A 21,356-nucleotide genomic window follows, 5' to 3' on the forward strand; every position below is an offset into this window, starting at 1 on the left:
GGATCCATTCCGTCCCGTGGGCACCACCCTTTCCTTTCAGATCGCAGGATGACCTCATGCCCGGCTACAGCCAGGATCAACTCGACCGAGCTCGTCGGCCGTTCCAGGGCGAGCAGGACCGCAACGATGCCGTTGCCGTCCTGGGCCACTTGCTGACCGAGCAGCGGGATGGGCACAGCGACGAGCGCGCGACGACCATTCGAGCCATCACCTCGGCGGTTCAGGACTTCGACACCCGCTCAGCCCTCGGGGCACCGGCATCAAGCTTCGACGGTCCCAGTGGAATGCCGGCGACGGCCAGTGTGGTTCGGCCCTCACCACCCAGCCCGACGCTCGCCCCGGCAGCAGCACCCCCATCGAGCGCTTCAGTGACCTTGCAGAATGGCAGCGTCGCAGCCTCTCGAGCCAGCATGGAGCGCGAGCTCAAGCGCGCTGGCCTCGCCGCATCAGGCGCAAGCGCCGGAAAGATCGATGTGCTCGCGGTCAGCCCGCCATCGAGCATGACCCGCGAGCTGAAGCGGGCCGGCCTGATCCCGCGGTGAGGGGCGTGCCCCCTCCCGACCGGTCGACCGACCGCCGGGGACCCTGGCACCCGGACGCCTATACGGGTGGTCGGGGCCCCCAATATTTCTAGCGCCAGCTTCGAAATTCTAGGTACGCACTCATGGCCCAAAGCGTCTCACAACGGCAACTGGCGAAGCTCCTCAACGTCAGCGAAGGCGCGGTGCGTGGAGCCATAAGAGCCAATCGAATCAGTCGCTTGCCGGGAGGTCTTATCGATCCCGACGCCGCGCGGGCGGCCTGGATCGCGACAACGGACCCGGTGCGTACAAAGGTGCGTACCTCAGAGAAAGTACGCACCCAAGGTACGCACCCCCGCGCGGTGGTACGCACCGAGACAGAAGCCCGCGAAGCCGTCACCCTGATTGCCCGCATTCTGGCCGAGGAAGGCATGCGGGATGACGGCAAAGGAATCGACTTCGGCAAGGTTCGCACGGCCGAATTGATCCTCAAGGCCCGCCAGCGCCACCTCGACCAAGCGGAGCAGGAAGGCACCCTCGTTGATCGGGCCGCCGCCGAGAAGCTGTTCTTCGATATGGCTCGCGAGGGCCGTGACGCGTGGCTCTCTTGGCCGGCGCGGGTCGGCATTCCGATGGCGGAGGAGATCAAGATCGATCCGACCACGGGCAAAGTCGATCCGCGCAGCCTCGTCGCCGTCCTGAGCGACTACGTGCGCCAGCATCTCGCCGAGATGGGCGAGCCGTCCGACCCCGAATGGAAGGCGCCGAAATGACCGACGACACGATGACGATGGCTAAGGCCAGCGAGCGCGCCGCAGCGATGCTCGAGGAGCAGAGCAACCTCGTGCTGCGCTGGGCCGAGGGATGCTTGTAGACGCCTGCCAGCGAAGCGGCGTCAGGGTTCGCCGAAGCCGGCAGAGATGCGATCGCAACTGCCGAGACGGCGCGGGCCCGGACTCGTGACATCGGTCAAATGTCACCGCCGACGTCGAAAACGAGCTTGGAATGACTGCTTGACGATGTCAGCTTGTCGACCTCGCAGGAGCCCTCCTTGCGCCTTGGTCCTGGTCCGGTGAGCACCATCCGTCCATCGACGAAGGTGGCCGGCTTCGGATAGCGCCCCTTCACGGGATAGGGCGCCGGTGGGCAACCGAGCTTGAACGCGAAGGCAGTTCCCTCGACCGTGCCGTCCTTATGAAAGGCGCCGCGGAAGAGGACGTCCCCGGGCTTCACCGCCTTGGCGATCAACGCCTTCGGTTTGTCGTAGCGAATCTCGCCGTAGTCCTCGTCCACGAGCATATCGCTGCCGTTATGGTACCACGTGTAGCCGTCGAACGGCTTGCCGTTGTTGCCAAGGGCCTTCCCGGCCGGCGCGGTGCTCGTATCCGTCAGCGACGCCGCCTTCGGCGCTTGACCGTTGACGACGACCGGCGTGCCGGACGCGCAGCGCTTGTCAGACATTTCGAGGACGCCCTTTTTTACGACGACGCCTCCGTCGACGTCAGGCTCCTGAATGTGGAATTCGCCGACCGTCTTCGTCCTGCCTTCGAACGCGCCTTGCGCCAGGGCAGCCGGGCCGGCCCCCGTAAAGGTCTCGACCTTGCCTGTCTTCGTATCCCGCATTTCGCAGAGTACGTCGCCCTTCCACTCTGCCAACCCGTTGAATTGAACGCCGCCATCGTAGGTCATGGTGAGGAGGGTGCGGTATTCTCGTCCGTTGCGCGTCTCGCGCGTCTCTGCCGTAAAGCGGTCACGGATCGGCCCAGCGTGGACGGAGCTGACAAGGGCGAATGTTGCGACGACAGCGAGCGATCTGATCTTCATTCGGGCACCCTGTTCAGTCCTCGTGAACAATGGATTTCGCAGTCGTCGGCAATTCTCGCAAAGGTACTGTCTTGCGGCCGTAATCCGTGGCGGCTTAGTGCGAGGGTTAAGCACCGCTTTCCAGTCCCGCGTTGGACGGCTGCAAAACATGTATCCAACCACTTAACACCGGCAGTACACTATCGGACGGGCTCTTAGGGGGCAGGCAACATCTTGCTGGCACCCTCACTATGGCACGAAGAGGGAATCCGGCCCGTGATCAACAGACATCAAGAACAAATGACCGCCTCGGTGGGATCGGCCATGGGCCTGATGTTCGCCGCGGGCCCGGGGCCGTTCCTCGCGCTCTGCGTTCTCATCACCCTGGGGGCGCTGGGGCTTCAGGCGTTCGCCCATCCCGGTCCGGTGTTTTTCGGCGCCTGCATGCTCATTCTCCCCTTCGTCGCCTGGCGCGTCGGACGGGTACGGGCCCATGGGGGCGGCCTTGACAGCAAGCGGCTTCTAATCGCCGGCGGCCTCTTGTTTGGGGCTTTCATGGCCTACCAGGTCCAATGGGGCACCCTGGGTGGGGTCATCCACGAGAGCCGGGCAGAGAGCTGCCGCTTCTATCACCTTGGCGAATACGGGCCCACGAGCCGTGGCACGTCGTGGTTCCTCGGATGCATGGATCACCTCAGTAAGGACGAAATCCGCCAGGGCTGCACGCGGCTTATGTATGGGACCGAAAGCAGGACCTGGAAGCTACGTCTGGCCTGCTGAATCCGCACCATCGGTGATCGGAGGAATGTAGCTCCCCGAGCACAGACGAGTCTGCGTCGAAGACCGATCCGACCGTAGTCGAACACCCGGGTCAGGGCGCGCCTCGGGTCAGCATGTAGCGGAACGCCTTCGCGAGGTCCGAGGGGCCGGAGAGCTGCGGCAGGATCGTCTCGGCCCAGGTTCTCAAGGCATCGGCCAGCGGTCGGGATCAATCCTGTCGCGGTCGGTGTCGCCGATCAGGCGCCTGGCCGGCGATCTCGCGGTCGATGGCGTAGAGGGTGCCGATGTGCTCCAACGCCTCCCCGGCGATGGCCGAGCCGGTCTTGGCGTACACGTCGAAGAACTTACGCCGGGCGTGGGCTCAGCACGCCGCCTCGATCAGGGCACCGCCGGTGCGCCCGCCCTCGTAGAGGCGGTTGAAGTCGGCATAGCCATCTGCTTGCAGTACGCCCTGGAACCCGGCCAGATGCGCCAGCGACCGCTCGCCCCTGCGGTTGGGGGAAAGCGGCGGTATATCGGCCTTCCTGGCATTCGCCAAGATTTTCTTCGGGTTCGCGGACGGCGGCTACACCGGAGCGGGCATGCGCCTCGAGCCGGCCGGCATCGTTCACCGCGGCGAGTACGTCATCGACCGGGCATCGGTGGTCCGGATTGGCATCGGCACCCTGGACGCAATTCGCAAGGGTGCACGCGGTTACGCCGATGGTGGCTACGTCATACCAGTTCCGGTCTCACGCGCGTCCATCCTACACCCCGCCTCCACACCATAAATGCAATCGGCATGATAGATACGTTTGAGGCTCACCACCGTTTGAACGCCACGCACTTTAGCGCTAAATTGATCTCAAAGGGAACGTGCGCCTCACTCGCACCGTTCCGTATTGATTCATATCACCGGGTGATATATGTTTGGAACAGCCGACATCGCGACGCTGTTAGATATGGCGCGCGTGTATCCCATTAGGAATGGGTGGCAGATCGTAATTCGAGCTGAACTAGTAGATGCAACTCCGCAGCGACCTCACGGGCTATCCTATGCCTTCATCCTGCAGGATCAGCAAGAGCAGCGCGTCTTGGGATTTGATAACTCCCATGCATACGATGGTGCAAGTCCCGATGAGCCATTCGATCATGAGCATCCGGCAGGGCGAGTCGATAAGCGTATTCGCTACGATTTCAAGACTGCAGGAGGACTTATCGGAGATGGCTTTGATAGATGCGAGGAATACTTCGCATCACATGGAATGGAATTTGAGGTGATGCTATGACCGAGATTATCAAAGGTAGCGCTTTACGCGAACGCCTTGTCGGTCGCTTTGCTAAAGCTGCCGAGGCTACACCTGTGGAAGTATTCACGGCTTTGGCATCTGCGCCGAACCGAGATCTCTTGCGCCTTATCGGCGAAAAATCTCCGACCAGCATCACTGAGCTGGCTGGGCTAGCAGGTCGTGCTCAACCAAATGTCAGCAGATCCCTAAATACGCTCGTTATGACGGGGCTCGTTGAGGTTGAATCCGACGGTCGTCGATCCAAGCCTGTGCTGACTGCTGCTGGTCGGAGCAAGCTTGAAGAAATCGGCCCTACAGAGACCGCTGACGAGGAACTGCCCGATCCCCCCCAACGGAGTGATGGGCGCGCCCTGGTACTGCCCAACGTTCAAATGCAAGCACCGTCTCCTGAAGAGGGAAGCTCCGATGTTGTTCCCGGAAATGTGGTGCTTCGCCTACCAGCAGAAGGGGGACCACGTGTTTGGGCTGACTCAGGATCTGTGGATCTAGCCGAGTTCGCTACACGCATATTGAACAATTGGTGGCGGATGCTCTACAGGCGAAGCGCGCCATTTCACATTGGTAATTTTTATACACAGGGCAGTTTTGCTGGAAAATTTGGAGTATCGGTCGCTTCAACTGGGCTTGAAATAGACATTGTGGATACTTCAAATGGCTTTGGCCCTATGGGTATGCCTAAATCTGTCTTATCGCAGCCTATAGAAAGTTTTGAAAGGTACCTTGCCGTCGATCTGATTGACCCAATAGTCAAGTGCCTTCATCGGACTGCGAGACACGATAGGCCGCTAGAGTCTATGATGAATAGAATAAAGGAAGCTTATAGCTACGGAAATGATGGAATATTTTGTAAAACTGCTGGAGCACTTGGGCTTTCTCCATACCACCTGAGCGACGAGTTGGCAGGCGTCCTTCAAAGCCTGATTGCGCAGATCGCAGATGACAGTGCTCGCCTGGATTTCGCGTCAGCGATGACAGTAGATGAGATAGAGGTGGGACAGCAGTGGATAGCGACTGAGTTGGCAAGACTTGGTGAAAGCAATAGTCTTTTAGGACTCAACGAGATCCGAAAAGCCTGCAAGCCGTTCGCAAATGCCCACGGTCAACGCCCTTATGAGCGGGGCACAGCATACGCGCGAGCCGTGCGTAATGCTTTGGGAATTAGCGTAGATGCATCGCTGGGTGGAATGGAGGGTATTCGTCGGCTTATGGGTGGGGAGCATCCAATCATTCTCAGCGGTGAGGCTCCCGGTGCGATGACTGCGTTCCAGTCTAAGATTAGAGATAATCCGTCGATAGTCATGTCAGATAGGGCATCGCAGTCGGCCAACGTATTTGTGCTATGTCGAGCTATTGGTGATTTTGTTGCGTTTGGAAGCGACAATGCAAGCGTGACTGATCTTTATACAAGTCGCCAAGCCGTAGGGCGAGCGTTTGCTGCTGAATTCATAGCTCCTGCCGCCGGGGTTATTCACATGATTGACGCAGAAGATGTGCCAATCGCTAGAGTAGCAAAACACTATGGTGCTTCTTTCAATGCTATATCTAGACAATATGAGAATAATTACAGGATGTAGCATATAAAACGGTAAAGCAAGATTAGCTTTAGCTGCTACAAGACTCATAACTTCGCCGAGCGTCATGACATCCAAGAAAAATAGCTGCCCGGAGATTTCATCCTCCGGGCAGACGAAGCTCACCAGGTAAGTTGCTTATTCACGTTCTGGAAAACGTCACTAAGTCCCATGCTTCTGAAAAACGGATGCCACGGGCTGGGAGCGCGGAACGACATTCGTCCTGATCCTCCATCCCAGACTGCGACGGCTGTTCCACGTAGCCCCGCGTTGTTCGCGCGGATTTCTAACTCGGAAAGGATCTCGTCCTGTTCGGCGTCGGACTTGTATCCGAACGTCCGATCAAGCGGAAAGATGATCATGTCCTGATTCTGCTGGCGCAGGTGTGCGACTTCAAAGCGTGGCATTGCCCACTGACTCCTCTTCAAACAGAGCCGGACTTGACCAAGGGCTCGCAGGCGCCATAGTAGCACCTGCTGTCTAGCAGCCTGTCCCGCGCCCGGCTTCAACCTGTGCGGGGTCGAAAATCCTAGACCGTCGAGTCTGACCACTCGGCGGTCTTTTCATTTTCGATGGTCAAATTTCTTAGTTAGCAAAGTCCTTTTTGTTCGTACTTTGCCCACATGACCTGTGCAGCAGATGGTGTCATTCCACATTGATCGGCAGCATCATCTGCGTCGCGCAGGCTCCCGAGGTGTGAAGCCGAGAACAGGAGAGATCCGGCGAAAGTGTCTGCTTGCCATTCTGCATCTTGATAGATTGGCTGATGCTCCGAACGAACTCGAGCCATCTTAATTTTACGATGCATGATGAAGTGACCTAGTTCGTGGCTAGCAGTAAATCTTGCTCGCCCATGCCCAAACCATGCGCCTTCATAGACATCCTCCCTCAACTTGATGCACTCCTCTCCGGCAATAACCAAGCCCTCTTCTTCTCCCATCTCGGAGACACCACAAACATCCAAATAAAATCCCGGCGAGAACTTCTCAAGCCTAAATTCCAACACATCCATTATTGGAAAATTAACGTCGCTTTGGGACACGAAAGCTGACCGGACTTGGTTTGATAGCTGCCAAATTGTGTCAGCACTTGCGGGCGAAACCAACAACCCTTTGCGCCTCCGTTTAAATGGAATCTCACCTGCGACAGATTTGAATACCCGCTTTTTTATTTCCTCCAAAAATTCTGGAGGCAGCTCGTCCAGTCTTCTGGCAAACGCGGCAACAAGAGCTCGCTGATCAGCTGACATATTTTCAGTGCTGACTTTATCTTTGCTTTCGTCAGCAGCTCTCTGCAAAAGCCTCCTATCGCACTCGCTTAACGACATAGCGTCAGCCACTTCAGCCACATAACCCCGAGGAATCGGCTTCTTGCCAGTCTCCACCGCGGACAGGAAAGCTGAAGTGCGATTCATCGTTTCGGCAAGATCAAGCAGCCGCATTCCTTGATCAAGACGAAGCTTACGGATGGCAATTCCAAAGGGGGTCAGCATGATAGGCATCTCCGATACCGGAAGCTACCCCATGCAAACCCGCCAGTCAACCGATCTGGTTAATTTGTTGCGATCGAGCCGAGACCGTCGTGCCGTACCTGCGCTTTTGCTTACCTCAGCCATAGAGACCTCCGGCTCACGATGAGAACGATCAACTAGGCCAACAATGACGCGGTTAGGCCAGCTTAAAAGTCGGGTCTGGGTCCGTCCGGCATAACAGACAGCCAAACAACGGTGGTGGCTACAATCGCAACCGCCAGGGCTAACAGGATCGGCCGAGCCAGAGGGTTCATGCCCGCTTGACCTTTAGAGCTTACTCAGCCTCGCTCCCAGCCCCTCCCCGTTCTGCTCGATGAAGAAAACGCCAGCGGCTTCAAGGGGCTCTCAGTGGCCTGCGGGGGCATCCTCAAAAAACGATCGGATACCATCCTTAGCGGCGGCACGCTCAAACGCCTCGTAAGCGCCGACGTCATCCGTGAACGTCTCCGTCCAAACCAACGAGCCTCTGTCCTGGCCTACAACCTCCTGGGTCCACACATCCTCGGTGCCCGCGAACCGGTAGATGTGAACCGTCACCGTGTGGCCGTCTCGGGTGATAGGACCGCCAAGGGGGGAGTGCTCTAGCTCGCGATCTGGGATCGACACCGCTAGCCTCCTCGCTTGGTGCTACGACTGCCCTTGCTCGCAGTGTCGGCGGCGAGAGCTGCCGCGTCTACGGCATCTCGCTCCAGGCGCTGCGCCTTCAGGCGAACGATTTGATCGTCACGCGCCGTCTCTCGGCCCCTGACTTCTTCCCAGACCTGACCGGCGGTGTCCGCGCGCTCTGCTGCCTTGGCCGCCTTGGTGTCCTTGCGATCCTGATGGCCGCCTTTGTCATCCGTCACTTGGATTCCTCTGATCGGCGCGGTGCCACACCGCTTGACTACCCTCTACACCAGTGCGCTCGACGAGCAGGCGTGTTAAAAATGTTCTACAGCAGGTGGCGCAAGGCTGCGTTGGGAGAAGCATCAGCCCGCCCGACTCCAAATTGAGGGACACCTCAGACATGAGGGCACGCCGTTGGTGCGCCCTTTCGCCTGCCTTCGTGCTCCATTGCTCCACGTGACCAACGCGGTTGACGACTTGGAGGTTCGGCGAGCCTCACAAGCCAAAATGGCTGGCCAAGGTGCATGACGGGGTGACAGCGGGCCGGGTATCCTCCTGCTGCCACGATTGGAACGGGTGACAAAGAGCGGTTGCACCGGCTTGAAGGTCATGCTCGATAGCTGAATGCGCTCCATGCCTTTCGCTATCCTGCTCGCATTTCCAACGTCTGTGATGGCGTCAGATAACTCGATCGTCGCGTTCGGTCACAAGGTGGAACTAATTCGCCCAAAAGCGGCCGAGGGGCGCGTTGAGGTGGACGGAAGATCAATCCACCAAAACTGGAGCCTGTCCCTCGACGAAGTGGCTCTCGTTGGGGGCGTACCCGTCCTCCTAGGGAGTTCAGGGAACGGAGGGAACAGTTGCGAGGCGACGCCCTTCGTCATCTCCTTCCCGGATGGAAAGACCCCTCGGTTCGACGGTCCGGTCGATACCTGCTGGATCGTCACCCACAAGATCGCGAGCGACCGCATCACTTTCAGCACCCCGGCCATGCCGGACGCGGACGGTGAAAAGTGGACGTGGACGCCAGCGGATGGGCTGAAATCCGACGGTAAAGTGAAGTTCGTGCCTAGTGCCGAAAAGGGCTGGTCGGACCTTCGTGACCGAAGCCTCAACCACCCAATGGGCCTATTCGACTATGGCCCTGTAGCTACTCGCATCGATCAGCTGCTGGGCGATCGAAAAGCTCAATTCCTCACAGCGATGAATGGCCCCGGGATCGGCCGTTATGAGGGGGACTGGTTCATTGGGACGGCCTGTCAGAGGCATAACTGCTCCTACACTGGCTCCGGATCAATCGTGGCGTTGGACATCCCCGGCAGGCGACTGTTCCTGGCCTGGAAGCCCGACGGTAAGAAGATCGAGGTCCGGCCGGCGGTGGCCGAGTGGCCATCCGAAGCCCGTCGGTCCCTCGCGACCTGGGCGAAGGAGTTCGAGATATCGCGTCCAAACAAATAGTTCCGCCGTACTGTGCCTAGGTCAGCTTATTTTTATTCGTTCACAGCGATGGCGATCCTAGCTTAGAAAAATTAAACTAGAAAATTAGCGTTTAAAATCACCAATTATCATGAGCTAATGTTACGTTCTTATAATCCGATCGGGACATCACTGGCATGTCAACCGTGCAGACTGCTATGCCGCTGGGGGCAATGCTTGTTATATTATAACGGATTGTCACCGATAACATTCTGCCAGAGTCTATTATTCTTTCGTTATCTTTTTCACTCAAGCCTTCTGCTGTTGGCCTGTAAATAGTTTTGTAATCTTTTGTCATTAGTTCAATATTTAGAGGCAGCTTAACTAAGGCGGGCCCTTTGCTTTTATTGAATATTTTTGCGGACACGATAGCCTTATCGTTCAGCGCTATGCAGCTCCTGTCATACAGCTTCAGATCCTCAGTAGATGCAATTTTTATTGTTTCGCCATCAGGATATGCACTTCTTATATTTGATTCTATAAATACTACGCAAACAATAATAGAGAGTATGCATACGTTCATGCATAGGAACGCCTTAAATCTATGAGTTCGCTTAGGGCTTCTCACTTTTGCGGGAAAATATCTACGTTGGTAAAAAGTGTTTGTAAATAAAAACGACGCTAAAATAGGCAGACCTAGACTCAAATATCTTCCATAATCCGGCAGAGAATAAAGGTTTATATAAAAGAAAATTGCAACTGAAAGTATAATTGGAGATATTGAGTAAGAAATACGATTCCTTGCGTCCGTATTTTTTGTAGCTAAATATCCGAGACTTTTATTTGAGAGCTTAAGTGATTTGCTTCTAGAAGTGACTCTAGCGTACAAATCTACCATTGAGCTTCCAAGCAATGAAGCAAATACAATCGATATTAAGGTGGACTGACCAGTTTCTTGGAAAATTTTGCTGAAATCACGAAACACGCTAGAATTGTCGCCATAATCGCTCACGATCAGGAATAGATTAAATAGAATAAATGTAAGCGTTAGAGGACCAATTTGAATTTCAGAGTCGGAATTAAAACGTCTTTGGAGTAAACGCGGAGCGATTATCGGCTTAGTTATAAGTAAAAAAATACTTTTGAATGTAGATGCGCATAGATTAACTGCAGATGAGATCGTTTTCTCTAGAACCTGAAGTGCTTCAAAATTAAACATTGACATGGATCTAACCCTATTTATAGAGCCGTATCAGCATGGCTTTAGCAACCAAGCAAATGTAAATATATTTTGTAATATATTATATTATACACATGGCACCCTTGATGTTCGCAAATATTAGCAGCATTTTTAACCGCCTGTGACTTTTAGGTTCCTGGTCCTAGCTTCTAGGATAGCCTCACGACGGGAACACTTCGCGTCTCAATGATCCGCAAGCCTGACGACGAGAAAGCAAGCGGCTCAGGAAGCGGTAGGTGACTTCGCGAGACTTGCGGGAGCAGCGATCTCTTGTCTACCGCCAATGCGTTGGCGATCTCATCAAGTGCTAGATGCTCGACGTCGCCGATCCCCTCGTGATCGGCGACATCGGCCGCGATCAGGAACACGTCGTTACGCTGCTCGATGGACCTGTCGGCGATGGCGGCCGCCCGGCTCAGGTTGTCGGCATGTCCGACTCGGGTCCGCGCACGCGCGATGCCATCGAACAGCTCGGCTTCGAGCATCAGCCCTTCTCGATGATCGGATTGGCGCGCATGGGCGCCAGGGCAACCTCGACCTCCTCCTCGTCGACCTCACTGTCGGCCACGATAACGTTGGAGGCCGCCGAGACGGCGGCATACATGAGCTTCTTGTCGCCCATATAGGCCGTGACGCTTTCGACGAGATCTTGGAAAATGCCCATCTTGAATTCCTTGGCACAACCCGCGCAATCGCAACGCTTGAAGCGCTTGTGGGTGGCAGCGGACGCGAGCCCCTGCTTATTTCAAATAGCCCGTCGCATTCATGTGCTCTAGCATAACAGCTAGCCGCCTCAACGTGGCAAAATCGCAACTATGTCCCGCGCCATTTCAATGAATAGGCAACCTTTTTCAATAATCCGAGACATAAATCAACTTCTGACCAAAAAATTCTATCTTTACATCGTGCCAATCTTTACGAGAAAAATATTTAGTTTTAATATCTTTGTACAGATTCACTTGCTTGTGCAGATCAGCAAGTTGTGAGTTTGCGCGCTTACGCCTAGCATTCTTCATTTTATTTTCTATATCAGATTTTTTATTGATAAAATTGCAATCAAAACTGTTCACATAGAGAAATGAGTATGTACCGGGGTCTTCGTCTAGCCATTCTTCACCAGTCTCAACTCCGACTAGGTAGACATCGTCGCTGATTTTTAGCGGCCTTCCCGGACTCGGCTTTGCATTTTTCAGATGATCCTGGAGCGTATTTTCAAGCTTCTGGTAAAAATAATTCCTTAGTACGGAGTCAGTATAAGCAGCCTCGAAATCAGCTGTTCCTTCCAGATCGCTCTTAACAGAGGTCATGGCTATAGAATCAATAAAAAATTTCGGAACTATGAACACGGAGGGAGAGCTACCTCCGTCAGACAGGTAGCGGATCGCATCAATACTCTCTTTGATACTCGATTTAAATACTTCTTTCGTATCTTCGATTTTTTCACGAAGTCCTTGAGACTTTAATTCTGATATAAACTGTCTTGTAATTTCGTTTTTCGCCCGATAGATTTTGAATGGGCCGGTGAATCGGCCGAGGGCGTATTTCTCCAAATAATCTCCCGATTGGTTTTCAAGGTATTCCTTAAGACCTTCAGCTTGCATAATCTTCGCAGTGACCTCGAAAGTTTTAGCTGTAGTTTTCCATATCCACCCCATCTCAAGCTACCTTTTCATGTGAGGTTTGCGGCAAAAAACGAAGGCAAAAGCAAAGGAAATATTGCATTTACTGCGAAAACAACTGCGTTTATATGAATTTACTCCAGATACCCATTAGCTTTAAGATGCTCGTTAATAGCTGTCCGGATGGCTTCGGGACGCGAGGGTTTTGGGTCAGGCTGGTCGGCAATCCAAGCGTCGAGAGGCGCAAGCTGCCCGGGAGGCACGCGCACTGTAATCGGCGTTGCGTCGACACGTGGTCGGCCGCCCTTATCCTTTTTAGTTTCTGACATTGACAACCTCACGCGAGTTGATAGTGTCAGAAACTACCGGGCCGAACAAGAGGTGGTGCTCTTGAACGGCCCTGACCACTCACGTCGAGGGACGACGCATCATGGCTATCCGCAATTCTACAGCATCGGCTCGCGCCGGTGAACGCTCTCGCTCGCATTTTGCAGCAGCATACGCCCGTCCATTCCCCAAAATTGAGGCTCCCGAGGTCGAGGCGGGAGAGCATTGGCCCGTCATCCGTGCTGACCGACCTGACACGGATCACGTTCGCGCGCCTCGCTTTCTCGACATGGTCGGCGATCTGGTCTCCGCCGTCCTCATCATCGCCGGGGGCGTTCTTGCCTACGGCTTCGTGCATCTGGCTTGAGGGAGGGCGACATGAAGTTGCTTCGCTTCCTCGGGCTCGCCCGTGATGCCAACGAGCCGTCTATCCGTGACCGAGCTGCAGCGCTGAGGGCCTCAGCTGCCCGCGTGATCCGTCGCGAGCCTTTGGATCAGGCCGGCAACGACCGACGCGTGCTCATTGCTGGATCGCTTGCCGCTGCCATGCCTCTTCCAGCGATTGCGATGGTGGAAGGGCCGGTCTCGACCATTTCGCCGGACGCTGACCTGCTGTCCGCCGGTGAGCGATACCTTCGGGCCAAGAAAGCCGAAGAGGCGGCCCGGGAAGCTTGGGGCAATGCCTGGAGGCAGGTGTATCCCGTACTACAGACGTGTCCACCTGCTCTCCTCGTGACCAGGGACGAAAAGTTTGCCGTTCTCGGTGGATGGAGATGGCCATCGCGCCTGGGGGTGAACCTGCGCCATCTTCCAACGCGACCCGAGGATTCGGGAAAGCCCACAGCGGCAGACTACATCGGTGAGGCTTGGACGGGGCAAGCGCTACGCGAAGCCATCCGCCAGGCTGTTACCCTAATGGGCCGCGGCGGACAGACACCGCACCGCATCCGCCGTTGGCACCAAATGCTTCCGATCGCAGACGCCTTCGATGCGCAGATGCAGGGCATTGAGGCCGCATCGAACTATCAGGGCCTCAGGCTGGCCAGACGCGAGGCTGAGATGGAGCTTCATGCTGCAAGGCTTGCCATTCACGGCATGGTGGCGACCACCCCTGAAGGCTTGGCTGTCCTCACACGCTTGATAGGCAGCTATTCGTGGAAGGACTCGGGGTACGGCATGCCGGACCTGCTGCGGAGCGCAGCCAACGTGTCCGGTGTCGATCTCGCAGAGCTCGAGCATCAGTACGCCAGCACCCACAATTCGGCGAGGTCCTGATATGACCAACGTCGTTCGCTTCCCGGCCTCGCGCCGGATCCAGGCCACCACCATCCCCCGCGAGGAGTTCGAGCGCCTGGCCGAGCTCGCCCTCGATGTCGTTGATCGCATCGTGGCGCTTCTCGATGAGGCAGACGGTGATCCCGATCGCGAAGCCGACACCGACCAGGAGCCAGACGTAGAAGGTGAGCCGTCTCTCGGTGCGCCTGAAGGACACGAGAGCCAAGTGACATGGCTACGGGGCGGAAGCCGTGATCTTGAAAGCTGCTGAACGACCACGACCCAGCCGGGCCGCCCCAAGGAGGCCTGGCTGGGACGGCATGCTTCTACGCACGAACACCCGCCAGCCAATCAAAAACTCAACTCGATGCTTTACAACGCATGTTCGACAACGTAGCATCAATGTGAGTTTTTGGAGGCAGGCCGTGGACGCAAAGCAGATCGAGACATGGGCATTCGCCCGGAGCGATGCGGCCGCCCTGGTCGGCATGACAAGCGGCCAAGTCGGCAACTACCTTACGCGCTATGATCTTTTTCCGGCTCGCCCCAAGGGTAAGGGCCACCACGTCAGCTTCAAGCTCCCGGAGCTTCTGAAACTGTGTGCGGTCAAAGCACTCATCCAGCTTGGTTTTACGCCCGAGCAAGCCGCCGGGGCTTTGCGGCGCAGCCGCGGGCCATACAGCGCCATGCTCAACGACGGCTACGGCGATAAGCAGGAGCCCCTCTTTACCTTCCCGGGGACGCTGTTCTTCTCCCGCAATCCGGATGGGCACTTCGTCGAGGCCGACAGCGCCGATACGCAGGTGAGCATCCAGATCCGCTGCTGGCCCCTCTTCAACGAACTCTGGCCCCGGGTCCGTGCGCAGATCGAGAAGGAAGGCGCCTCAGATCGTCCCCCCTACCCCGGCAACGTCACCGAAGGCATCGCAGCCTTCGAGAAGCACATCGCCGACCTTCGCGCCCTTCGCTGGAACGAGGCACAGGGCTGAAGCAATGGCACGTCGCCCCCACCACGATCAGGGTCTGTTTCCGAATGAGGCTGAGGTGGCGCGCCGTCTCAGCCAGGATCCGGCCGAGTGGAAAGCGAAAGCGACCATTCTTGAGCGCGATGGGCTGCCCCGGATCGATCCGATGATGGGCGCTCGGTACTGGCCGGCTGTGCTGGCTTACTGGAACCGGCGCTATGGTCTCTCTGCCGCCGCGGCGATGTCGCCCGACGGAATGGAGAACCTCAATGCCCTCTGATCTCAACGCACCTGGACTGAAGCGCCGGAAGCGCAAGTCCGGACCAGATATCCTTTATTGGGTCGCCCGTGCGGATCTCGTGAAAGCCGGCTACCGGCCGGAGACCGTCCGCCTTCCCTACACTACGGATGACGAGAGCCACCGCGATCTGATCTCCGCGGCCTGTATGCGGTTTCAGGCCGAGATGCTGGAATGGTCGTCGGGACGGAAGCGGGAGCTCAATCGGTTCGACGGAACGATCCTTGGCCTCTCTCGACGCTACCAGACGGACGAGGCCAGCCCGTTCAAGCGGCTGAAGCACTCGACCCGCCAAAAGGACACCTACACCCTTGCGCTGATCGAGAAGGCCTTCGGAACGCGGTCACTTGCAGCCCTGAAGATCAACGATTTTTATCGGTGGTATGGAGTGGCCAAGGCACCGAAGGAGCCGGGTGGTCCCGAGCGTGTTCGGAAGGCCTACGGCATCATCAAAAAGCTCCGTGAGATGCTGGCTTTCGGCATCATGGCTGAGCTTCCCGAGTGCAAGCGCCTCTACGACGTTCTGCAGCATGCCCGCTTTTCGCAGCCGGCCCGGCGCCGTGTCTCGATGGAGCTTAGCCATGCCGAGGCTTTCATAGCCAAGGCGCTTGAGATGGGCCGGCTATCCCTGGCGCTGGGGACCGCCATCCAGTTCGAGACAGCGATGCGTCAGAAGGACGTCATCGGCGAGTGGGAGCCTATCACTGCAGGCGCAGCAGCCTCGGGTATTGTCCTGAACGGGCGTCGGTGGGTGAATGGCCTGACGTGGTCCGATATCGCGACCGACCTCGTGGTGAGGAAGGCAACGACGAAGACGGGCGCCTTCGCCGCACACGACCTGAAGCTCTGCCCCCTCGTGGTGGCTTTGCTGGACAAGGTGCCAACTAATCGCCGCGTCGGTCCGCTGATCCTAGACGAGGCAGCCGGCCGGCCCTTCGCCGAGTCCGCTTACGGGCGCGAATGGCGAATCGTCGCCAAGGCTGCGGGTGTGCCGGACCACGTCTGGAACATGGACGCCAGGGCGGGAGCGATCACGGAAGCTGAGGATGCTGGCGCAGATCTCGACCACATCAGGTCGGCTGCAGCGCACGCACAGACATCGACGACGCAGCGCTACTCGCGCGGCGCGGTCGGAAAATCACGGGCGGTAGCGAATCTTCGGGTCGCGCATCGGGCCGTGAAGAACGGGGCCTGAACAGGCCTTGGGGAACGCGACGGGGAACATGGGGAACGCGAGATCAGCGGTAGAGGGTTAGAAAAGCTGATGCTTCAACGAGTTAGTTGGAGCGGGCGATCGGGATCGAACCGACGACATTCAGCTTGGGAAGCTGACGTTCTACCACTGAACTACGCCCGCGTGCCGACAGACGGAAACGGTCTCGACACGCGAGTTCCGGCCCTTCAGCGGGGCGGACCATATCAGAGCGGCCCGCTTTGTCCACGGTCTCGTCGCGGCGGGCCGCGAGGGTTCACGTTCCCAAGGGGCGGGCTTTCCGATAGCGTATGGGCCGGTCCGGCCCATTGATCCGGCCCATCGCGCGACCGGGTCGGCTCGCCTCTTCGGCACGGCGCCCATCCCCAGCATGCGGATTGTCAAAAAGCACCGATGGATATCTCCTCCGCGCAGGGCGGCACGCACGCCACGATGAACGACGCCTCCGGCGGGATGCCCCGCCCTGGCCCACGCCTCGTTCTCGCCTCGGCGTCGCCGCGCCGGCTGGCTCTGCTGCAGCAGGCCGGCCTCGAGCCCGACGCCCTGCTACCCGCCGATATCGACGAAACCCCCAACACGTCCGAGGCACCGCGCGAACTCGCCCGGCGCCTTGCCCGGGCCAAGCTCGACGTGGCGGCGGACGCCGCCCGTCGCCGCGACGACATGCGCAACAGCTACATCGTCTCGGCCGATACGGTGGTGGCCGTGGGCCGGCGCGTCCTGCCGAAGGCGGAACTGGCCGATGAGGCCACGGATTGCCTGCGCCTGCTCTCCGGGCGCCAGCATCGCGTCTACACGGCGGTGTGCGTGCTCTCCCCCAAGGGCAACCGCCGCGAGCGTGTGGTGGAGACGCGGGTGCGGTTCAAGCGCCTCTCCGGCCGCGACATCGAAAGCTACATCGCCTCGGACGAGTGGCGGGGCAAGGCCGGCGGGTACGCCATACAGGGCCTTGCCGGTTCCTTCGTGGTCAAGCTCGTCGGCTCGTATAGCGCCGTGGTCGGTCTTCCCCTCTACGAGACGATCAGCCTCCTCGACGGCGAGGGCTTTCCCGTGCGGCAGGCCTGGGGGGCGATGGCATGAGCGGGACCGTTCCCCCCAAGCACAAGCCGGAGCCTTGCCCGGTCTGCGCCAAGCCCGCGCAGGCGGAGTTCCAGCCCTTCTGCTCGACCCGCTGCGCCGATATCGACCTCGGCCGCTGGCTCACCGACCGCTATGCGATCCCCACCGACGAGGACGAAACCGAGGACGAGGTCCCGCCGCGCTCATCCTGAATCGATCCGATTGCAGGATGCGTGAGAAGGAGGCTGGACAGGGCCACATGACCTCACTATACCCCCGCTCCAGTCGACGGCGCCAAGCGCTTCGGCGGAGGCCCAGGTAGCTCAGTTGGTAGAGCATGCGACTGAAAATCGCAGTGTCGGCGGTTCGACTCCGTCCCTGGGCACCATTCCTTTTTATGGCATTTCCGCATCAAGATCGCCGGTCCTTTTCGCCCGCGCCGGTTTACGGAAGCGGGGACGCCGCCCTGTCATTCGGAGGGTACTGCGACACGCTTACCTGCCTGATTGCACCGCTCACCGTCGCGATGACGAACACCAGCGCTGGCGAGCGAGGTCCGCAGGTACCTTCGACGGATCCCCGGTGAGACTCCGATCACGCCCGATGGGACGTGCCGCACAGCGGCCGGCATCATGCCAGCAAAAAGCCCGGCACGGAGTGATCCGGCCGGGGTAGGGGATGGGAGCGAAACTTAGGTGAGGAGCAACCCGAAATCGCTCGCATCCAGCGACGAGGCAGCCACAAACCGCCGCGATCTCCTTGAAGTTCGTGTCGGTGAACGTGAAGGTTTCCGCTCCCTGAAGGAAGAGCTTGTCGTTGCCAGCATCCCCCTGGACCAGCGTCGGCGCCTCGATGACCACCAGCCTATCGTCGCCGACTCCCACGTCCAGCGTATCAGAGCCAGCGTCTCCGCGCAGGGTATCGTTGCCCTCACCTCCGAAAAGCCGGTCATTTCCCGCGCCGCCAGCGAGGACGTTGGCCACCGCATCGCCCGTCAGCGTATCGGCGTTCTGGCTTCCGGTAAGGTTCTCGATACTGGTCAGGATATCGCCTTGCGCGTCACCGCCACTGTAGGACCCCGTCGCTAGATCGACGGTCACACCGAGGAGGGAATGCTCGTAGCTCGCCGTATCGCTGCCACCCGCGCCGAAAAACTGGTCGGCTTTCGCGCCGCCTTCGAGCACATTGGCCGTCGCATCGCCCGTGAGAACGTCTTCGTATCGACTGCCGCGAAGGTTCTCGATGTCCGTCAGGATATCGCTCTCAGCGTCGCCACCGGTGTTGGCCCCCGTCGTCAGATTGACGGTTACACCGAAGAGAGAATCCTCGTAGCTCGCCGTGTCGCTGCCACTCGCGCCGAAAAGCTGGTTGGCTTCCGCGCCCCCTTCGAGCACATTGGCTTTTGCATCGCCTGTCAGAGAATCCGCGTCGTCACTTCCGCGAACGTTCTCGATGCTCTCGAGAGTATCCCCCCATGCCGCCCCACCATCGTTGACCTTGGTCGTCAGGTTCACATCGACAGAAAAGGCCGACGTCTCGTAGCTCGAAGTGTCGTTACCTGCGCCACCTCGGATGACGTCGGCGCCGTTGAGACCTTCCAGGATATTGTCACCCGCATCACCGACCAGGATATCGAGGAAACGAGTGCCGACAACATTCTGAATGTCGATGAGCGTGTCATGAAATCCGAAGCCGTCCCTGTTGTAGGCCTCGCGCTCGTCAATAAAAAAACTGAACGCCCAAAGTATCTGGAGCGTCTGGTCCGCTGTATCCCACATAACTGGCAGTATTTTTTCCGGAACCGCCTCGGATGATATTGGTACCCAGATTGCCTATCAAGGTGTCGTCGCCGCCACCGCCATTCAAGACGTCATTGCCCGAGCCGCCGTATAGGAAGTCACCAATTTTACCACCCTGCAGAACGGAATCGCCAGTCCTGTCGTCATAGGCGAGAATTAACGATCCGGCCCCATCGGCAACATTTATTTGGGCGCCACCGCTTAGATAGGTATATTTTATGGAAGGTGCTCCGCCTAATGACAGGCCCAGGAACCCGCCGGCGAAGCCTACCTTTAGAGTCCGGATCGGCGTTATTGCTCAAAAAATCACTTCTCCGAGGCGGCCGTCGTCGAAAATTGCCAATCCTGCATAACTCATAGTGGAAACTTCCATTTCAGCGTGACTTTAATGCGAATACTTATAAAAATACATAAAATATGTCGTGGCTGAATTTACACTAGCCGCCTACACTGACATTCGTTTCAGAGGCGAGCGCGGATTGCGATCCGACAATCAAGGCTCAGTTCAATGACTGGCAGACATGCCTTTGCGAAGGCTGGGATACAATGAGGTCGGAGACGCCAGGAATAGGAGAAAGCGCGGCTCGATTAAGCAGTATCTTATGGTGTGCCTGATCTGATCCTCTGGTTCGTCGCGCAAACGGTCAGGCCGCCGGACGAGCTTCGCGCGGCCAATGGATCGTTTTGTGCACTGCCGACGTTTCACATGGTGCGACACAGCATGAGGATGCCGCAATGCCGTCGTTGCTCGAAGCCGCCGAAGACGAATTGACCGCCATGGCGCAGGCGGCGAGGGAGGCCATCGACCTCCGCTTGCAGATGTCTCCAGGCGAGGACGGAGTCAGCTTCTGGGCGGCCGTGGCCAAGCTCTATGCCCGAGGTCTGGCAGAGCCTATAGCGGTGCCTGAGGAATGCGCCGTGTAACCTTGGGCTATGACAGTACGTATTGAGCGAAACGTGCCGCCCTCTTGGCCCGCATCTGCATGGTCCTTGATGGTGTACTGGCGGCTCGCTTGCGCTTGGAGCAGGAATTCTTCCCCTTCGCTCCGCCCGTCGCCCATCGTGCGTGCCAGGCTGCTAGGTAGATCGTGTCGCATAAGTGAGGCGGTGCGACTGACGGCGCAGAATGAATGCCAGACGAGTCACAGGAAAAGCAAGGCGAGACTTATTCTACCATGACTCGACGATCATTGTGGGCGGCTAATTTCCGGGGCGACGGAACAGCATTGCCGTCTCACATGGGCGGTCTGGATATTCATTAAACCCACGCTGGGGATCGTTGTGTCCCCATCCTCGTGATGTCCTCAGCCAGTCCCATACGATCGACGGTCGATCGGTAGGATCAGTCAGCGGAATGACCCGCCGAGATCGAAGGCCGCCCGGGGTCAATGATCGAGCAACTCGCCTCCACGATCCGCCCCTCGCCACACCGAGTGGATCACCCGCGATCCTTCTATCAGACCCGGCCCTACCGGTCCCGATCCGCCTCAAGCTGCTTCATGAGTTCGGCAAGGCGCGGGTCCAGCGGCTCGTCGATGACCGGCTCATAGAGGGCCTGCAATTCTTCGCCGAGACGCCGCCGGGTCGTCTCGGTCAATGCGCTGTTCAGATCCGTAGCACGGGGCCTGGGCCAACTGGGCTCGCGGTATTCCTCGATGCGCATCCCAACTCCCTCTCTGACACGAAGACTGTAAACGCGAAGGCCGACGATAGGTTCATATGTCGCGCCTCATGGGGGACGGTCTCCCTCAGGCGGAGAGAGCGGGTGCCCTGGACATGAGGCCCTTGGCGACACCGGTGGCCTTGGGCGAGGGCATCCCCGGGCAGAAGTCCGCGCCCTTGTCGGTCAGAGAGCCGCAGCAGGTGTTTCGCGGAGGCGCCGAACCGCCATCTCTGCTGTGCCAATGACCATCGAACGAGCTTGCCGCCGGAATAACGAGAGCACCTGTCGAGATCGAATGATGTCGGCGCGCCCGGCGATCGCGGATAAGCGAAGTTTCGACCACTCTCATAGTCCAGGCGAATCCGTTATTCCCGGCGTTGT

At 58.0% G+C, this 21,356-nt stretch carries 23 protein-coding genes, 2 tRNA genes and 2 pseudogenes; 16 read left to right on the forward strand and 11 right to left on the reverse strand.

All coding sequences use genetic code 11. The features are described from left to right. The first annotated feature begins 56 nt into the window (after positions 1-56). Positions 57-542, forward strand: coding sequence for a hypothetical protein (locus ASF26_RS22400; protein ID WP_156462818.1), 486 nt, complete (start codon positions 57-59; stop codon positions 540-542). A 122-nt stretch (positions 543-664) separates the two neighbouring features. Further along, the gene (locus ASF26_RS01485) at positions 665-1,294 is read left to right on the forward strand and encodes a hypothetical protein (protein ID WP_082477464.1); all 630 of its coding nucleotides are present in this window, start codon (positions 665-667) and stop codon (positions 1,292-1,294) included. Between the two features lie 196 nt (positions 1,295-1,490). Here ASF26_RS01485 and ASF26_RS01490 read toward each other — a convergent pair whose 3' ends face one another. Then, a complete protein-coding gene (locus ASF26_RS01490; RefSeq protein ID WP_056248527.1) occupies positions 1,491-2,345 on the reverse strand; it encodes a hypothetical protein in 855 nt (284 codons plus the stop codon). 255 nt (positions 2,346-2,600) lie between these two features. On the opposite strand from ASF26_RS01490, the gene ASF26_RS01495 reads away from it, so the two are divergent. After that, positions 2,601-3,104, forward strand: a complete 504-nt coding sequence (locus tag ASF26_RS01495; RefSeq protein WP_156462819.1) for a hypothetical protein — start codon at positions 2,601-2,603, stop codon at positions 3,102-3,104. Between the two features lie 208 nt (positions 3,105-3,312). On the opposite strand, the pseudogene ASF26_RS23295 reads toward ASF26_RS01495, so the two are convergent. After that, positions 3,313-3,642 (reverse strand): annotated as a pseudogene (locus ASF26_RS23295) (transposase). A 367-nt stretch (positions 3,643-4,009) separates the two neighbouring features. On the opposite strand from ASF26_RS23295, the gene ASF26_RS22415 reads away from it, so the two are divergent. Both ASF26_RS22415 and ASF26_RS22420 read left to right on the forward strand, forming a co-directional pair. Then, positions 4,010-4,372: a DUF6516 family protein gene (locus ASF26_RS22415; protein WP_156462822.1), complete on the forward strand. Its 363-nt coding sequence runs from the start codon at positions 4,010-4,012 to the stop codon at positions 4,370-4,372. Further along, positions 4,369-5,967: a helix-turn-helix domain-containing protein gene (locus ASF26_RS22420; RefSeq protein WP_156462823.1), complete on the forward strand. Its 1,599-nt coding sequence runs from the start codon at positions 4,369-4,371 to the stop codon at positions 5,965-5,967. Before ASF26_RS22415 ends, ASF26_RS22420 begins: the two co-directional genes overlap by 4 nt. Before the next feature lie 119 nt (positions 5,968-6,086). Here ASF26_RS22420 and ASF26_RS21750 read toward each other — a convergent pair whose 3' ends face one another. The 3 genes from ASF26_RS21750 to ASF26_RS01510 all read right to left on the reverse strand — a co-directional run bounded on the left by ASF26_RS21750 (position 6,087) and on the right by ASF26_RS01510 (position 8,340). After that, positions 6,087-6,371, reverse strand: a complete 285-nt coding sequence (locus tag ASF26_RS21750; RefSeq protein WP_082477466.1) for a hypothetical protein — start codon at positions 6,369-6,371, stop codon at positions 6,087-6,089. 182 nt (positions 6,372-6,553) lie between these two features. After that, entirely contained in the window at positions 6,554-7,456 is a 903-nt protein-coding gene (locus ASF26_RS21755; protein WP_162240209.1) for an XRE family transcriptional regulator, read from the reverse strand. 647 nt (positions 7,457-8,103) lie between these two features. Continuing rightward, positions 8,104-8,340: a hypothetical protein gene (locus tag ASF26_RS01510; protein WP_056248543.1), complete on the reverse strand. Its 237-nt coding sequence runs from the start codon at positions 8,338-8,340 to the stop codon at positions 8,104-8,106. A gap of 394 nt (positions 8,341-8,734) precedes the next feature. Between ASF26_RS01510 and ASF26_RS01515 the strand changes: the two genes are divergently transcribed. Continuing rightward, a complete protein-coding gene (locus tag ASF26_RS01515) occupies positions 8,735-9,559 on the forward strand; it encodes a hypothetical protein (RefSeq protein WP_156462824.1) in 825 nt (274 codons plus the stop codon). Positions 9,560-9,656: 97 nt separating this feature from the next. On the opposite strand, the gene ASF26_RS22425 is transcribed toward ASF26_RS01515, so the two are convergent. From ASF26_RS22425 to ASF26_RS22430, 3 genes and pseudogenes are all read right to left on the reverse strand, one after another. Continuing rightward, entirely contained in the window at positions 9,657-10,742 is a 1,086-nt protein-coding gene (locus tag ASF26_RS22425; protein ID WP_156462825.1) for a hypothetical protein, read from the reverse strand. Positions 10,743-11,014: 272 nt separating this feature from the next. Beyond that, positions 11,015-11,421 (reverse strand): annotated as a pseudogene (locus tag ASF26_RS01520) (Tellurite resistance protein TerB); the annotation flags it as partial. A gap of 187 nt (positions 11,422-11,608) precedes the next feature. Beyond that, on the reverse strand, positions 11,609-12,412 hold the full coding sequence (locus tag ASF26_RS22430) for a hypothetical protein (protein ID WP_156462826.1): 804 nt from the start codon (positions 12,410-12,412) through the stop codon (positions 11,609-11,611). Positions 12,413-12,806: 394 nt separating this feature from the next. Here ASF26_RS22430 and ASF26_RS21760 point away from each other — a divergent pair, with 394 nt between their 5' ends. The 6 genes from ASF26_RS21760 to ASF26_RS01545 all read left to right on the forward strand — a co-directional run bounded on the left by ASF26_RS21760 (position 12,807) and on the right by ASF26_RS01545 (position 16,436). Continuing rightward, a complete protein-coding gene (locus tag ASF26_RS21760; protein ID WP_082477469.1) occupies positions 12,807-13,070 on the forward strand; it encodes a hypothetical protein in 264 nt (87 codons plus the stop codon). An 11-nt stretch (positions 13,071-13,081) separates the two neighbouring features. Beyond that, complete coding sequence (locus tag ASF26_RS22435) at positions 13,082-13,978, forward strand: hypothetical protein (protein WP_156462827.1); 897 nt, start codon at positions 13,082-13,084, stop codon at positions 13,976-13,978. Between the two features lies 1 nt (position 13,979). Further along, on the forward strand, positions 13,980-14,249 hold the full coding sequence (locus ASF26_RS01530; RefSeq protein ID WP_056248555.1) for a hypothetical protein: 270 nt from the start codon (positions 13,980-13,982) through the stop codon (positions 14,247-14,249). A gap of 154 nt (positions 14,250-14,403) precedes the next feature. After that, entirely contained in the window at positions 14,404-14,967 is a 564-nt protein-coding gene (locus tag ASF26_RS01535; RefSeq protein WP_056248559.1) for a MerR family transcriptional regulator, read from the forward strand. Positions 14,968-15,022: 55 nt separating this feature from the next. Continuing rightward, entirely contained in the window at positions 15,023-15,223 is a 201-nt protein-coding gene (locus ASF26_RS01540) for a hypothetical protein (RefSeq protein ID WP_348271068.1), read from the forward strand. Beyond that, on the forward strand, positions 15,213-16,436 hold the full coding sequence (locus ASF26_RS01545) for an integrase (RefSeq protein WP_056248567.1): 1,224 nt from the start codon (positions 15,213-15,215) through the stop codon (positions 16,434-16,436). Before ASF26_RS01540 ends, ASF26_RS01545 begins: the two co-directional genes overlap by 11 nt. 87 nt (positions 16,437-16,523) lie before the next feature. Here the strand turns inward: ASF26_RS01545 and ASF26_RS01550 are convergent. Beyond that, positions 16,524-16,598, reverse strand: a tRNA-Gly gene (locus tag ASF26_RS01550). Positions 16,599-16,886: 288 nt separating this feature from the next. On the opposite strand from ASF26_RS01550, the gene ASF26_RS01555 reads away from it, so the two are divergent. From ASF26_RS01555 to ASF26_RS01565, 3 genes are all read left to right on the forward strand, one after another. Then, positions 16,887-17,534, forward strand: a complete 648-nt coding sequence (locus ASF26_RS01555; protein WP_056249735.1) for a Maf-like protein — start codon at positions 16,887-16,889, stop codon at positions 17,532-17,534. Next, positions 17,531-17,725 (forward strand): DNA gyrase inhibitor YacG, encoded by a 195-nt coding sequence (gene yacG / locus ASF26_RS01560; protein WP_056248569.1) that lies wholly within the window; start codon positions 17,531-17,533, stop codon positions 17,723-17,725. Before ASF26_RS01555 ends, yacG begins: the two co-directional genes overlap by 4 nt. A 100-nt stretch (positions 17,726-17,825) precedes the next feature. Next, positions 17,826-17,901: transfer RNA gene (locus ASF26_RS01565), tRNA-Phe, on the forward strand. A 127-nt stretch (positions 17,902-18,028) separates the two neighbouring features. On the opposite strand, the gene ASF26_RS01570 is transcribed toward ASF26_RS01565, so the two are convergent. Further along, entirely contained in the window at positions 18,029-19,291 is a 1,263-nt protein-coding gene (locus tag ASF26_RS01570) for a calcium-binding protein (RefSeq protein WP_056248572.1), read from the reverse strand. 756 nt (positions 19,292-20,047) lie between these two features. Here ASF26_RS01570 and ASF26_RS01575 point away from each other — a divergent pair. Then, on the forward strand, positions 20,048-20,236 hold the full coding sequence (locus ASF26_RS01575) for a hypothetical protein (protein ID WP_056248574.1): 189 nt from the start codon (positions 20,048-20,050) through the stop codon (positions 20,234-20,236). 544 nt (positions 20,237-20,780) lie between these two features. On the opposite strand, the gene ASF26_RS01580 is transcribed toward ASF26_RS01575, so the two are convergent. After that, a complete protein-coding gene (locus ASF26_RS01580; protein ID WP_018041732.1) occupies positions 20,781-20,975 on the reverse strand; it encodes a hypothetical protein in 195 nt (64 codons plus the stop codon). Positions 20,976-21,356: the final 381 nt, after the last annotated feature.

The sequence above is a fragment of the Methylobacterium sp. Leaf93 genome (assembly GCF_001422345.1).
Classification (GTDB): domain Bacteria; phylum Pseudomonadota; class Alphaproteobacteria; order Rhizobiales; family Beijerinckiaceae; genus Methylobacterium; species Methylobacterium bullatum.